Consider the following 13,297-nt stretch of genomic DNA (forward strand, 5'->3'; position numbering starts at 1 on the left):
CGTCGACGCGCCTCGACGCCGCTCGGTATCTCAGAACGGTGGCGGGTCGTCCCCGTAGTCGATGGGTTCTCGGTGGGCTCGCGGTGATTTCCGCCGCTTGCATTGAACGTGCTCCTCAGCTCGTTTCTGTATCCGTCGGCGTTGACGATTGCGTTCGGACTGGATACGGGCGGCCTTGTTCTCCGCCTGGGTTCGCCGATCTCGACCGCACTGCGGCGGCATCGGGCCGTGCGGCCCGGCTATCAACCCTGCGGGGCGTGTTCGGTAGCAATGCCCGGTCGGCGATGTCAGCGACATGGTCCGATCCTGGTTCGACGCGAATTGCCACCGGTCGGAATGCTTGAGGCGATGGTGGTTGCGGCAGAACGCACTCATATTCGATTCGACTGTCTTGCCGCCGCGTTCGGGGTCGCCATGATGGAACGGTTCATTGTGGTCCAGATCGGAATTCCAGGCCGGGACATCACAATGCAGCCATTGGCAGCTGCCCGCGATGATCCGCAACCAGGTATCGAGAACTGAACCCGGCCGGTAGACGTACGCCGAAGCAAGCACCGGTTCGGTGGCGGCATCAGCGGGTACTCGGACGTTTCGAATTACGGCGTCTTGGGCGATGTCGCGAGCATGCTCAGCGCTGATCACCCCGTACCCGTCGAGGTGAGCGGGCTCGCCGCCTCCGCGCAGAGTGGAATCAGTCATCACGACGTGAACCACGGGCCGACGAACGACAACACCACCGCTACGATCCTGCGGGCAATCATCTCGGTCACAGTTGCACGGCAAGAACGGTGATCCGTTGGTCAACTCGAAGAGCGCGTCGGCTCGTCGCTGCTCGTATGTTCGAGAGTCGTTTCGGCATACCGACATTGCCAACTCGCGTAGTCGGCCGTCGAATGCCCGAGCCTGCTCTGCCGGAATGCTTCCCAAGATCTTTGCCATCCCGTCCTCGGCAGCGCTGACCCCGACGAAGCGATCGGTGAGAGCGCGGCGTCGACGTTCTCGCATACCTTCCGGGTCCACCATCGCCACGATCCGATCGATCGCCGCTGTCAGTCGCCTTCCCGTCAAGCCCGTTCCGCCGGCTACTGGTGGGGCGAGAACCTGCGCGAGCAGTAGTCGTTCCACCTCGTCGATCAATTCGTCTTTCACGTTCGCGGTCGCGGAATCGATCAAACCAACTCGGTACAGATCCAACTCGCCACGCGCCATCGCCGCTCGAGTGCGATGCAAACGAGTCTTCAACGAGAACCCCAACCCGATCAGCTTGCCTGCAGCCGCGCGGCCCATCGTCAGTGACGCACCGACTTCCGATTCAGCCAACTCGTGTGCGGTCGACGACCACGCACCACTGGCGGCATGCTCTGTGCTTCGCCGCGAAAAGAACTCGGCAATCACAGCGAGCTTGCGTTCGACCAGCATCGCCTCGCATGCGTGCAGATCTGTCATGAGATCAACCAGCGCACAATCAGTTTCGGTACCGGTCAGCTGCGCTGAGATACCGAAGAGCTCTGTTGTCGGGTTGAACATGCATCCATTCTATTCGAATGTGTGTTCGATATAAACTGAATTCTCAAATCAGTCGGAATAGTCCGAATCGGCCGAAATGCTTATTGTGCTTGCATTTTGGATCCTGTCCATTCGCAACTCGGACATGTCGTCGTTCCACTGTGTAAGTATCGGCATATGGCAGACAACGCGGTGAAACTCAGTGAACAGTCGCTTGTGCTCTTCATGGACTATGGACAGTTTTACATATACGGCGACGATGACGGTTTCGGGAGGGAAACGGACCTGCTCGAACTCGCGATGGCTTCGCGCCCTGCGTACAGTGACGGCACAATTGTGATTGTCCTGAGCCCGCACCAGAACAACTTCGACATGCATGCAACGGTCGAAGTCTGGTCCTCCCGACCCACATCCGACCGCCAGAAATGGCAGCAGGTCAGTGAGTCGTTTCTGAAGGTTGGTCCGCAGGGGTCAATTAGCTTTGATTCACCTCCGGGTGGGGAGTTCATTGTCTGTGATGTACCGGAGGGGTCATATCTGGTCGAGATTGCCGGCCGCGGTTTTGTGAACTACGGCTGGCCCGGATCGACAGAACCCGGAGATGTTTGGCGGGTGCGTATGTGGCCTTCAGGCGGCGACGAGGTGCGGCCATCGCTGCAGTGGGACATGCCGGGATATGGCGTTCCGGTGGACGAACCGATACCTGAACCGATTCCTCGTGCACAGCGGGACATCGAGTCGACATGGATAACGATTGACGGCGAGAACGGCGAGCCGTCCAGGTTTGTGCAAATCAGTGACCTCCGCGCCGAAGCTGCTGAACGAGAGCGGCAGGAGTGGGGAGGAGATCCGATGCCTCAACTCGAACGATTCCAGTCCGGCAAAGACATAGCTCGTATGGACCGACCACTTGCCGAAGCGGTCGTCCGCATGAACGTCCCGACTCTTCGTCGACTCGCGTTTTGGGCCGCTGTGCAGGCGTATGAGTACGCGGGATTGGCCGACAGGGACTGGGTTCGCCCGGCCCTCAACGCTATGCATGTGGGACAACAACTTCCGGAACCCTTCGGAAATCGCACAACGGCATTCGAACACCTACACGAGGAGGAATTCGGCGCGGGGACCGACAACGTGCAGTTGGAAGTCAAGGTCGAGATAGTGGACCGTTCGCCGCAACCGGAGTCCAATCCGTTCGATCACGGGAATATTCATGTCCCGTCCTACGCTCTCAATGCGATTTTCGACGCGCTCGAATCGGACCCGTTGACCGCAGCGGTCAATGCATTGGGAACGGCAGCAGTCACGTTCGGGAAGGACATCCGCATGTTGTTCGCGAGAGCGCGAGTTGAATTCGACCTCGAAGACTGAACCCCAAGTTATTCAAGGGAACTTCGTAGTGCGCTCAGAGGATCCGAGGCGTCACGACGCCCACGCGGACCAGGCCCTTCGGGGTTGACGAAGCGGCCCTCGTCCGAGCGAGTCCACTCTCGTACGGCCCATCGCTCCTTGATCGCCCAGCGACCGTTGCGACGCTCCATGTGGTCGATGAATCGCGCACCGCTGGTGAAGTTGATCATCCCGATGCCTTCGGGCCCACCCCAGTGTGTGGACATCGAATACGCCTCGCTGATCGCGTGGTCGCCGTGCAGTTCGACCAGGTGGTTGCCGATGTGATGCATCGTGCCGCCGATCGCCGAGAGTTTTGGTGTCACCCAGGCGATGTACTCGTCGATGTTGCCGTCGAATCCGGTGTGATGGTCGATCGCATCAGGGTGGTAGGCGCTGCGGACGAGATCGAAGTCGAGGCGGTCGATGCCACGGCAGTACGTCAGAACCACCTCACGGATTGCCTGCTTGTCGATGAGATCTTGCAGTGCCCGGTCCATGTCACGCCTCCTTGATGCTGGTCATCCAGTCGAGTAGTTCTGGTAGTTCTTCGGCAGCGCAATCGAATACGGCGGGTCGAAAAACGACGACGGACGCGCCGCGGGCGAACCAGTCCCGGGCCTTGTCTGCGGTTGCCGAGAGGTCGACGGACCCGTTGTCGCGTCGAACCGGCGCCGCGGACACTTGCACGCGCACCGACTCCGGGTCACGTTGGTGGGCTTCGAACGTGTTGCGCAACAGTGCAACACTGTCGGTGAACGTTCCCAGATCGGTCGGGTTCACGGTCCAGCCGTCGGCGACGCGTGCGATGCGGTCGAAGTTCTGCCGGCTTGGTCCGAAACCGAAGAGCACCGGTATTCGGGGTTGGATCGGCAGCGGGAGGCTGTGGTAGTTCTCGAAAGCGAAGTCGCGTCCCTGGAAGGTGGCCGGTGCATTGGTCCACAGTTCGCGGCAGGCTGCGACGGTCTCCTCCATGCGCCCGAATCGCGCGTCGAAAGGCATGTTGGTGGCGGTGTATTCAGCTTCTTGCCATCCAACGCCGAAACCCATGACAGTTCGACCTTCGGACAATGAGTCGAGAGTGGCAACCTGCTTTGCAAGCAGGGCCGCCGGGCGAACAGTGGCGATCAGAACCGATACTCCGAGGCGAGCTCGTTCCGTCACCGCGGCGATCGAAGACAGAAATGAAATCGGTTCGTACCAAGGGTGATCCAACGGGAACAGGAAGTTGTGTTCGACTACCCGCTGGGCGTGAGCGTCGGCATTGAACCCGAGGTGGTCGCCGGTGCAGATCAGATCGATCCCGGCACTGTCAGCACCCGCGGCGAAGTCCAAGACCGGGCGGACCTTGCCGTCGAACAGGGCCTCGAGACCCAAAACGTTGACACCGATTTCCACAGTCGTTCCTCTACAGTGCCCGCTTGGCATGAGCGGACATGTCGCCCATGTTGTCCAAACAGAAGAGCCTCGAGCTGAACTGCCAGGACCCGTCGATGCACGAGAAGCGATCGAAGTAGCGTCCCGACAAAATAGGTTGCAGGGCAAGATCTTCGGTACCTTGTATGACCGTGACGTACGAGAGTGCGGACGCCGATTCGTCGTCGACCACGATCCGCGTGTTGGTCAGCAGATGCTTGGTTCGTGGAACCGGCGGATCTCCGTACATCCGAATGAAGCCGCTGCAGGCTGCGAACACTGCGTCGGCGTCGGACGAAATGAGAGTGGTGGCAACCCCGTCCGGTCCGCACTGCCCGTAGTCGGACTGGGCGAACAATGCAGCGACTTCACCCAATCTGCCCTGATCGATCAGATGCGTGTACTCACAGAGCAGGTCACGGATCGCAGACTCGGCGACGATCCGTGACAGCTCCGCGGTCATACGGTGATCTCGCGCCGAACCATCTTGCCGGTTGCGTTGCGAGGCAACAGATCGCTGGTGATGCGCCACTTCGACGGCACCTTGAAGTAGGAAAGTCGCTCGGCGGCGTAGTCACGCAACTCCGCCTCCGTGGTGGCAGCCCCGGGGCGCAGTACAACCACGGCGGACACTTCCTGGCCGAGGTCGGGGTGCGGCATGCCGATGACAGCGCACTCGATCACGTCGGGGTGTTCGTCGAGCGTCTGCTCGATCTCGGTGGGGTAGACGTTCTCGCCACCACGCAGGATCAGGTCGGAACGACGACCGGTGAGACGGAGACGTCCGTTCTCGATGACGCCGAAATCGCCGGTGCGGAGCCAGCGTCCAGGTGCAATTGCAGACTCGGTCGCCTCGTCGTTCTCCCAGTATCCGAGCATGACGAACGGGCTGCGCACGCACACTTCACCTTCGATGCCGTCCGGCAGCCACTCGCCGAAGGGATCGCGAATCTCCATCGAGACGGTGATGATCGGACGTCCGAGAGTGCCTGGGAACTCTTCGAGTTCGGCGCCGACGGCGACCGCAATTGCGGTGCTGCATTCGGTGAGGCCGTAGCTGTCGACCAGAGCATTGCGTGCGAACGGCACCTGCTCCTTGAGGCGTTCTTTGAACGCGGGCGACGACGGCGCAGACGCCAGCGAGAATGCAGTCAACGAAGAGACGTCGTACTTGGCGATGTTGCCGTGTTCGAGTAGCCGCGATGCCATCGTGGGGACAGCACCCCAGTTGGTGACGCGCTCGCGTTCGACCAGCCCGAGCACCTTGTCGACGTCGAATCCGCCCTCGGTCAGGATGACGGCACTGCCCGTCGCGAGACGGGGGACCACCAGATTGTGCAGGCTGGCGATGTGGAAGAGCGGGGAGGTGAGTAGATAACGCAGTGGGCTCGGCTTGGAAGCGTCGTACTCACGGCCGGTGAATGCAGCGCCGATCGCGTCGCTGTACTTGTGGTAGTCGACGACGGCCATCACGTTGCGGTGCGAGTGGAGTGCGCCCTTGGGGCGGCCACTGGTACCGCTGGTGAACAGGATGACGGCGGGGTCGTCCTCGTCGATGTCGGTGCTCGGCACGTCGGAGCCTGCATATTCCGCGATGAGCGCGGGCAGATCCTCTTCCATGGTGAGGACCGTGATGTCTGCCGGCAGTTCGGGGAGGGCGGCGCCGCGCTTGGCGTCCACGACCAGAACCTTCGGACGTGAGAGCTCGATCCCGTGGGTGACCTCGCGCGGAACCCACCAACCGTTGAGACCGACAGCGATCGCGCCGAGCGCCTGCGTCGCGAAGAACGTCATGACCCATTCGGGAGTGTTGGCAGCGAGGATGCCCACACGGTCGCCCTTGCGGACTCCGTACTTGTCCCGCAGAGCAGTTGCCAGCGCGGCGACGGAATCAGCGTGCTCGGTGAACGAGATTCGACGATCGCTGGTGACGAGATAGTCGCCGTCGCCCCAGGCACGAGATGCCGAGATGAGTTCACCGATGGCGTGACCACGGTTCTTCATCACGGGCATTATGGTGCCGAGAACCTCTTCTTCGACGATCTCGAATGGCCCACCTGGACCGGTGAGGCGTGAGACCGCCTGGTCCAGAAGCAACTGCGGATCTGCGGGGGCAGTCATGGAATGGCCTTTCGTATTGTGGCGCTTTTCACGTCACAAAATCTCACGAGAAAATCATATCTGTGGCGGTGGTTACCACTGAGCGAGACTGGGACGGTTCCGGCATTGAGGCGTCGATACGTTCGAGTCGTATCGCAGTTGGAGTAATCGACATTCCGATATCGACTAGGACACAGGACACGATGACGAACACCGCCACCGAAGCATCTTCGAATGCAGCTCTTGCAGCTCCTCAGCGCGAGGACGTCGCGCAGATGTTGATCGACCGTCTCGGTGATCAGCACCTGGGTCTGCGGACGCGGACGCAGGACTGGAGCTGGGACGAGGTGGTGCGCGAGAGCGCGGCGCGCGGCTCGCTTGCGAAGTTGCTTCGCGCGCCTGGACCGTTTCACGTCGGAGTACTTCTGGAGAACGATCCCGAGTTCCTGTTCTGGCTCGGCGGCGCGGCCCTGACCGGGGCCACGATCGTCGGCATCAATCCGACCAGGCGTGGAGCTGAACTCGAGGCTGAGGTTCGGTACGTCGACTGCCAGCTGATCGTCACCGACAAAGCGGGCTACGAGAAGTTGTCCGGCCTTGACCTCGGACTGACCGAAGATCGTTTTGTTCTGGTCGACGACGCGTCATACCCGGACAAGATTTCCGCTCACCAGGTCGAGTCGCCTCAGATCGACCTCGGCGTCGACGCGTCGACGCTGTTCTTGCTTCTCTTCACCTCGGGCACCACCGGAATGTCCAAGGCGGTGAGGTGCAGCCAGGGGCGTCTGACGCGGTTGGCCTACGCGAACTGCGCCAAGTACGACATCGACCGCGACGACGTCTGCTACTGCTGCATGCCGCTCTTCCACGGCAACGCGTTGATGGCTCTGTGGGCGCCGGCCCTTTCGCAGGGAGCTACGGTCTGCCTCGTTCGTAAGTTCACCGCCTCGGGATTCATGCCGGACGTTCGGTTCTACGGCGCAACATATTTCACCTACGTCGGTAAGGCCTTGGGGTATCTCATGGCGACGCCGGAACTGCCCGACGACATCGAGAACACCCTCACGCACGGCTTCGGGACCGAGGCGTCGCCGGGGGACAAGGCAGAGTTCATCCGCCGTTTCGGTGCGCAGCTTTTCGAGGGATACGGTTCGAGTGAAGGTGCCGGTTCGGTCGTGCTCGATCCGAACCAACCTGCCGGCGCGCTTGGCCGTCCCGCGAGCGAGAACATCGTGATCGTCGATCCCGATACCCGCGAAGAGCGACCCCGCGCAATTCTCGACGAGCACGGTCACGTGCTGAACCCCGACGAATCCATCGGCGAGATGGTCGACAAGGCCGGATCGAAGAAATTCGAGGGGTACTACAAGAACGAAGACGCCATTGCCGAGAAGATTCGCCACGGTTGGTACTGGACAGGCGATCTCGGCTACGTCGACGAGGCCGGGTTCATCTACTTCGCCGGACGTAAGGGTGACTGGATCCGCGTCGACGGTGAGAACACCTCGGCTTTGATGATCGAGCACATCCTGCGTCGGCGCCCCAAAGTGATTGCCACGGGTGTCTTCGCGGTACCGGATCCGCGTTCGGGCGATCAGGTGATGGCAGCTGTCGAGGTCGCCGACTTTGCCGATTTCGATCCGGCCGAGTTCGCCGCCTACCTTGCCGCGCAGGCGGATTTGGGTACCAAGGCAGCGCCGCGATTTGTTCGTGTTTCGACTGATCTGCCCGTCACGGGCTCCAACAAGGTACTCAAACGTGAACTTCAAGCCGACCGCTGGCGGACCGACGAACCAGTGTTCCACTGGGTGGGCCGCGGTACTCCCGAATACACGTTGATGACCGAAGCTGACGTGGTGGACCTGGAGAAGGAGTTCGAGACTCACGGCCGCACGCGGTTCCTATGAGTGGTGTTGCGCTGGTTACCGGCGCTTCCCGGGGGATCGGCCGTGAGTGCGCGCTGGCATTCGCGCGCGCCGGATTCGATGTTGCGATCACAGCCCGCACCGTTCGTGAAGGCGAAGGGCGGGCGGCCCCGCGAACGAGGCAGGGGGAGCAGGTCATTCCGGTACCCGGCAGCCTGGAGACGACGGTTGCCGAGATCGAGTCCTTCGGTGTGCGCGCCTTGGCCGTTCCGATGAATCTGCTCGATCTGGCCTCCGTCCGCGGCGCCGGTGAACGGGTGCTGGCGGAGTGGGGACATGTCGACGTGTTGGTGAACAACGCCTACGCACAGACGGTCGGAAACATGGACCGGGTGCTCGACATCGAGATCGACGACGCCCAGGCGATGGCGATCGGCAACTATCTGCACCAGCTTGCGTTGATTCAGGTGATTCTGCCGTCGATGATCAAGAGCGGCAACGGGGTGGTCGTCAACCTCGCATCTGGTTCGGCGACCCTGGATCCGCCTGCGCCTCCCGGCGAGGGTGGTTGGGGTTTGTCGTACGCCGCGTCGAAGGCGTCGTTCGGACGTATCGCCGGAGCGATCAACTCGGAGTATCGAGGCGCCGGAATCAAAGCGTTCAACCTGAGTCCGGGATTTGTCATCACGGAATCAGGGAAAGCCCGTGGTGGCGCGGACGCGATAGTGGAAGCCGGATTTGCGGCCACACCGGCATCCGTGCCCGCCGCTGCTGCGGTGTGGCTTGCAACAGATCCGGATGCGGACCGGTTCCTCGGTCGCGTCGTGGACGGTCCGAAATTGATGGCGACACTGGAGGAAACGGTATGAAGCTCGGCGTAGTTGTTCCGGTCGAATTGGGTCGAAGTGGAGATCCCGACTGGATTCTGCAATTCGCCCGTGCTGCCGAATCGTTGGGTTTCGACGAGATCTCGGCCGTGGAGCACTCGGTTGTCATCGCGGATACGGCGAGCGAATACCCGTACTCTCCGACCGGAAAATCTCACCTACCCGATGACTGTGACATCCCGGACCCACTGGAACTACTGTCATTTGTTGCCGGCGCCACAACGACTTTGGGTCTGTCCACCGGAGTTCTGGTGCTTCCCAACCACAATCCGGTAGTGCTTGCCAAGCGCTTGGCGACGCTGGATCGACTTTCGGGTGGGCGATTGCGCATCTGTCTCGGTCTGGGCTGGATGAAAGAAGAGATCGAAGCGTGCGGCGGTGACTTCGAGCGCCGCGGCAAGGTAGCCGATGAGGCCATCGCGGTGATGCGTTCACTCTGGGAGGGCAAGGAAGCAGTCGATTTCGACGGCGATTACTTCTCGTTCAAGGGTGCGTACAGCTGGCCGAAGCCGCACCGCGAATCCGGAGTTCCGCTCTACATCGGTGGACACAGTCTCGCTGCTGCTCGGCGAGCAGGCCGGTTGGGTGATGGTTTCCAGCCGCTGGGACTGGCCGGTGAAGATCTCGACAAGGCTGTAGCGGCGATGAAAGCGGCTGCGGTGAAGGCAGATCGAGATCCTGCCGACGTATCGCTGGTACTCGGTGCGACACTGCCCAGGCTCGACGAAGCGAAACTCGAGTGGGCACGCGGGTTGGGAGCCGATCGAATCGTGTTGTCCGCGAGCCGTCGTGGCACGTCGTTGGAATTGATCATCGACGAAATGGCTGAATGCTCGAAGCGGCTGGGGCTCGGCGCGTAGTCCTTCGTCTGATCAGGGATGCGCCAGCCCGTTCAGGACCATCGCGCCACGAAGCGCGAGCGATCGGGTGCGTCGATCCGGGACGTCAGTCGAGGGCGGTGGCGTCGGTTGTCGGCGTCTTCGTGCCGGGTGTCGCTTCGATGTCGAGAACGACCTGGCTGTCGGTGGCTTCTTCGGGGAAGACGTACCGACGCATGGCCCACCAGCGGAAGGCCGTCGCCAGCAGGGTCCCGATGATCGATCCGCTGATGAAGTCCGCGAAGTTCTCCATCAACACCGACACCTCGGGTTGACGCAGGTGGAACACGTACCTGGAGGTCCAGAGAGGTACCTGGTTGATGGCCAAACCGATACCCGCGACGATGAAGAACAGAGCGGCCTCGTGATGGCGCTGTCGACCACCGCGCTGAGCAAACGACCATTCGCGGTTGAGAACGTAAGACAGAACCGTCGCGATCAGGACCGCAAGGATGTTGGCCGTCACCGGGTGCTGAGGCAGAACCGTCCACTTGATGCCGAAGAACAGCACCGTGGTGACGATGAAGGCGATGCCGCCGACCACCAGGAACTTGAGCATTTCTGCGTGCGGCAGGACGCGCACGAGAACCCGCTCAGGAAGCCTATTGACCATCTTTTCGACAAACGCCATTGTTCGAGGCTAACCCTGAATACGACCGACGGCACAAATCGTCGATGCCCGTGTCGGCAAGATCATCAGAATCCGTACCCGAGAATTGCGGGCTTCTCTGCGTTGAAGGCGAAGTCGAAATTCCGGATTTCCCGCGGATCGGACGCGTGGAGTCGGTGCGCCGCCGCGAAGGTCTTGGCCTGGTGCTCGCCCAGGTACAAGCTGCTCAGGACATCAGAGGGCATCGTGATCGCGGGCTCCGCGTCAGTGGCCGTACAGGTGGCCTTGCCACCCTTGACCTGAAGTGCAAAAGTTCCGCCGGCCTTCAGGAACGGATCTTCGACCTTGATGACGGTGTCCAGGTCAGCAGCATATTCACGAGCCTCGAGAGCCGCGGGCACGTCCATGATGCGCAGCCACAGTCGATCGGAGCGCGTCGTCGTCCGGGCAAGACGGTAGTCCGTCAGCATCAGCCTGAGTGGATCGGCAGGATGTTGGCGTGTCTCGATCCGGGTGACGAGGTCGAGGCCGCAGATCGTGCGCCACAGCGCCGCGTGCGCGTCTTCGGTGATCGTCACGAACTCGTCGATCCGGGCGATGCTGTCGCGGCCCTCGCTCGTGTGCCGGTAAGCGATGTATCCGTCCGCGTGTGTCAGAAAGAACAGTCCGGAGGCGCCGTCACGATCCTCGGACGGGTCGGCGAACATGTGGTCCCAGAGCGGTCGCGGACGCAATTGAGCGCCGGGTGTCAGCAGTCGCCAGCGGTCGTAGATCTCGGGTAGAAGCGTCGAGGCAGCTTTGACGTCGACGATCGACACGCCACCGTTGTCGGGCACCTCGGGGCGGAACCGCGCGAAGCGGCGATCGAGGGTGATGCCCTCGCTGAAGGTGGCCGGGCCGTATCCGAAGCGGTTGTAGATGCCGGCCTCGCTGGCCGTCAGGGCGGCAAGTGGTGCTCCGGTCGACTCGATGTGGGCGTGAAGTGCAGTGAACATCGAGCGTAGGACGCCACGGCGACGGTGAGTCGGGGCGACGGATACCCAGGTGATTCCGCGCGTGGGGAGTTGGCGTCCGCCGGGCACGGTGAATTCCATGTCGATTTCGATGGCCACGCCGACGGGTAGGTCACCGTCGACGGCGAGGATGATGTCCTCGGGCTTGTAGAGAGCCTTCGTCAGTTCGCTGACCGCGGGAGACGGGTGAAAACCGAACCCCACCGAGTCGAGTAGTTGGAGAGCCGGCCAGTCGCTCTCGGTAGCGGTGCGGATGGTGATCTTGTTTTCGGGGCTCACGTATATCGACTTTGGCATAGATTGCGTGAAGACGCACATGAATATCGGGGCTGACGTTTCCGCACCGGCTCCCAGGGGTACCGCCCGACGGACCAGTCCTGCGGCACGGAGAAAACCGATACGGAGAAACACTGTGGCGATCACCGACATCAAGGAATATGCCCATCTCACCGAGGAAGACGTCGAAGCGCTCGGGCGCGAGTTGGACGCCATTCGGCTCGACATCGAGGAGAAGCGCGGCGCGCACGATGCTCGATATATCCAGCGGACGATCGCGTTTCAACGCTCTCTGATGGTGGCCGGCCGCATCGTCTTGTTCGCCAGCAAGAAGAAGCCTGCCTGGATTCTGGGGACTGCGCTGCTGGGGGTCGGCAAGATCATCGAGAACATGGAACTCGGCCACAACATCATCCACGGTCAGTGGGACTGGATGAACGATCCCGAGATTCACTCGAGCAACTGGGAGTGGGACAACACCTGCCCGTCCTCGGGATGGAAGCACTCGCACAACTTCACTCATCACAAGTTCACCAACATCGTCGGCCTCGACAACGATGTCGGCTACGGCATCATGCGCGTCACGCGCGATCAGAAGTGGCACGCCGACTATCTCTTCCAACCGATCACGAATTTCGTGCTGGCGACCCTCTTCGAGTGGGGCGTCGCACTGCATCACCTCGAGACCGACAAGCTTCGCAAGGGCGAGGTGAAGTGGTCCGAGAAATCGGAGATGGCCAAGGACGTCGGAAAGAAGATCGCGCGACAGGTGGCGAAGGATTACATCCTGTTCCCCGCCCTGACCGGCCCGGCGTGGAAGACCACGTTGACGGCCAACGCCGTTGCAAATCTCATCCGCAACTATTGGAGTTACGCCGTCATCTTCTGCGGGCACTTCCCCGACGGTGCCGAGAAGTTCACGCTCGAGGAATTCGAGAACGAATCCCGCGCTCAGTGGTACTTACGACAGATGCTGGGGTCCGCCAACTTTCATGCCGGCCCCGTCATGGCCTTCATGAGCGGCAACCTCTGCTACCAGATCGAGCATCACTGCTTCCCTGACCTGCCGAGCAATCGGTACTCGGAAATCGCGGTGCCGCTGCGGGACTTGTGTGACAAGTACGACCTCCCGTACACCACCGGGCCGCTGTGGAAGCAGTACGGATTGACGTTGCGGACCATCTGGAAGTTGTCGCTGCCCAACAGGTTTCTCTCCGCGTCCCAGGACGATGCTCCGGAGACGCACTCGGAGTTGAAGTTCCGCATCCGCGGCGGAATCAAGGAAGTCTTCGGCGTCGATCCGCAGACCGGTAAGCGGCGAGGCCTGCGAACTGCGATCGCGATGGTGTCGAGCTGATCG

12 protein-coding genes are annotated in these 13,297 nt (G+C 61.4%); 5 read left to right on the top strand and 7 right to left on the bottom strand.

What is annotated here, in order from left to right; all coding sequences use genetic code 11:
- Positions 1 to 30: 30 nt before the first annotated feature.
- Positions 31 to 1,527: a DUF222 domain-containing protein gene (locus H7C86_RS24680; RefSeq protein WP_182262391.1), complete on the bottom strand. Its 1,497-nt coding sequence runs from the start codon at positions 1,525 to 1,527 to the stop codon at positions 31 to 33.
- 831 nt (positions 1,528 to 2,358) lie between these two features.
- Here H7C86_RS24680 and H7C86_RS37370 point away from each other — a divergent pair.
- Positions 2,359 to 2,874 carry a hypothetical protein gene (locus H7C86_RS37370; RefSeq protein ID WP_229756667.1) on the top strand — a complete coding sequence of 172 codons (516 nt, stop codon included), beginning with the start codon at positions 2,359 to 2,361 and terminating at the stop codon, positions 2,872 to 2,874.
- An 8-nt stretch (positions 2,875 to 2,882) separates the two neighbouring features.
- Here H7C86_RS37370 and H7C86_RS24690 read toward each other — a convergent pair whose 3' ends face one another.
- The 4 genes from H7C86_RS24690 to H7C86_RS24705 are packed head-to-tail and all read right to left on the bottom strand — an operon-like array spanning position 2,883 to position 6,429.
- Entirely contained in the window at positions 2,883 to 3,392 is a 510-nt protein-coding gene (locus tag H7C86_RS24690; protein ID WP_046379295.1) for a nuclear transport factor 2 family protein, read from the bottom strand.
- 1 nt (position 3,393) lies between these two features.
- Positions 3,394 to 4,290 carry a TIGR03619 family F420-dependent LLM class oxidoreductase gene (locus H7C86_RS24695; protein WP_182262392.1) on the bottom strand — a complete coding sequence of 299 codons (897 nt, stop codon included), beginning with the start codon at positions 4,288 to 4,290 and terminating at the stop codon, positions 3,394 to 3,396.
- 10 nt (positions 4,291 to 4,300) lie between these two features.
- On the bottom strand, positions 4,301 to 4,771 hold the full coding sequence (locus H7C86_RS24700) for a nuclear transport factor 2 family protein (protein ID WP_060937981.1): 471 nt from the start codon (positions 4,769 to 4,771) through the stop codon (positions 4,301 to 4,303).
- A complete protein-coding gene (locus tag H7C86_RS24705; RefSeq protein ID WP_003940339.1) occupies positions 4,768 to 6,429 on the bottom strand; it encodes a class I adenylate-forming enzyme family protein in 1,662 nt (553 codons plus the stop codon). The genes H7C86_RS24700 and H7C86_RS24705 overlap by 4 nt, the downstream gene beginning before the upstream one ends.
- 254 nt (positions 6,430 to 6,683) lie before the next feature.
- Here H7C86_RS24705 and H7C86_RS24710 point away from each other — a divergent pair, with 254 nt between their 5' ends.
- Genes H7C86_RS24710 through H7C86_RS24720 form a run of 3 tightly spaced genes read left to right on the top strand, consistent with a single transcriptional unit; the run spans position 6,684 to position 10,020 of the window.
- Complete coding sequence (locus tag H7C86_RS24710; protein ID WP_397517269.1) at positions 6,684 to 8,315, top strand: AMP-binding protein; 1,632 nt, start codon at positions 6,684 to 6,686, stop codon at positions 8,313 to 8,315.
- On the top strand, positions 8,312 to 9,142 hold the full coding sequence (locus tag H7C86_RS24715; RefSeq protein ID WP_020909144.1) for an SDR family NAD(P)-dependent oxidoreductase: 831 nt from the start codon (positions 8,312 to 8,314) through the stop codon (positions 9,140 to 9,142). The genes H7C86_RS24710 and H7C86_RS24715 overlap by 4 nt, the downstream gene beginning before the upstream one ends.
- The gene (locus H7C86_RS24720) at positions 9,139 to 10,020 is read left to right on the top strand and encodes an LLM class F420-dependent oxidoreductase (protein WP_019745306.1); all 882 of its coding nucleotides are present in this window, start codon (positions 9,139 to 9,141) and stop codon (positions 10,018 to 10,020) included. The genes H7C86_RS24715 and H7C86_RS24720 overlap by 4 nt, the downstream gene beginning before the upstream one ends.
- An 85-nt stretch (positions 10,021 to 10,105) precedes the next feature.
- Here the strand turns inward: H7C86_RS24720 and H7C86_RS24725 are convergent, their stop codons facing one another.
- Together H7C86_RS24725 and H7C86_RS24730 are read right to left on the bottom strand one after the other, a co-directional pair.
- Entirely contained in the window at positions 10,106 to 10,669 is a 564-nt protein-coding gene (locus H7C86_RS24725) for a GtrA family protein (protein WP_003939753.1), read from the bottom strand.
- A gap of 65 nt (positions 10,670 to 10,734) precedes the next feature.
- Entirely contained in the window at positions 10,735 to 11,940 is a 1,206-nt protein-coding gene (locus H7C86_RS24730) for an enhanced intracellular survival protein Eis (protein WP_372461213.1), read from the bottom strand.
- A gap of 133 nt (positions 11,941 to 12,073) precedes the next feature.
- Here H7C86_RS24730 and H7C86_RS24735 point away from each other — a divergent pair, with 133 nt between their 5' ends.
- A complete protein-coding gene (locus H7C86_RS24735; RefSeq protein WP_003939858.1) occupies positions 12,074 to 13,294 on the top strand; it encodes a fatty acid desaturase in 1,221 nt (406 codons plus the stop codon).
- The last annotated feature ends 3 nt before the right edge of the window (positions 13,295 to 13,297 follow it).

The organism is Rhodococcus sp. UFZ-B548 (genome assembly GCF_903819475.1).
Classification (GTDB): Bacteria; Actinomycetota; Actinomycetes; order Mycobacteriales; family Mycobacteriaceae; genus Rhodococcus_F; species Rhodococcus_F erythropolis.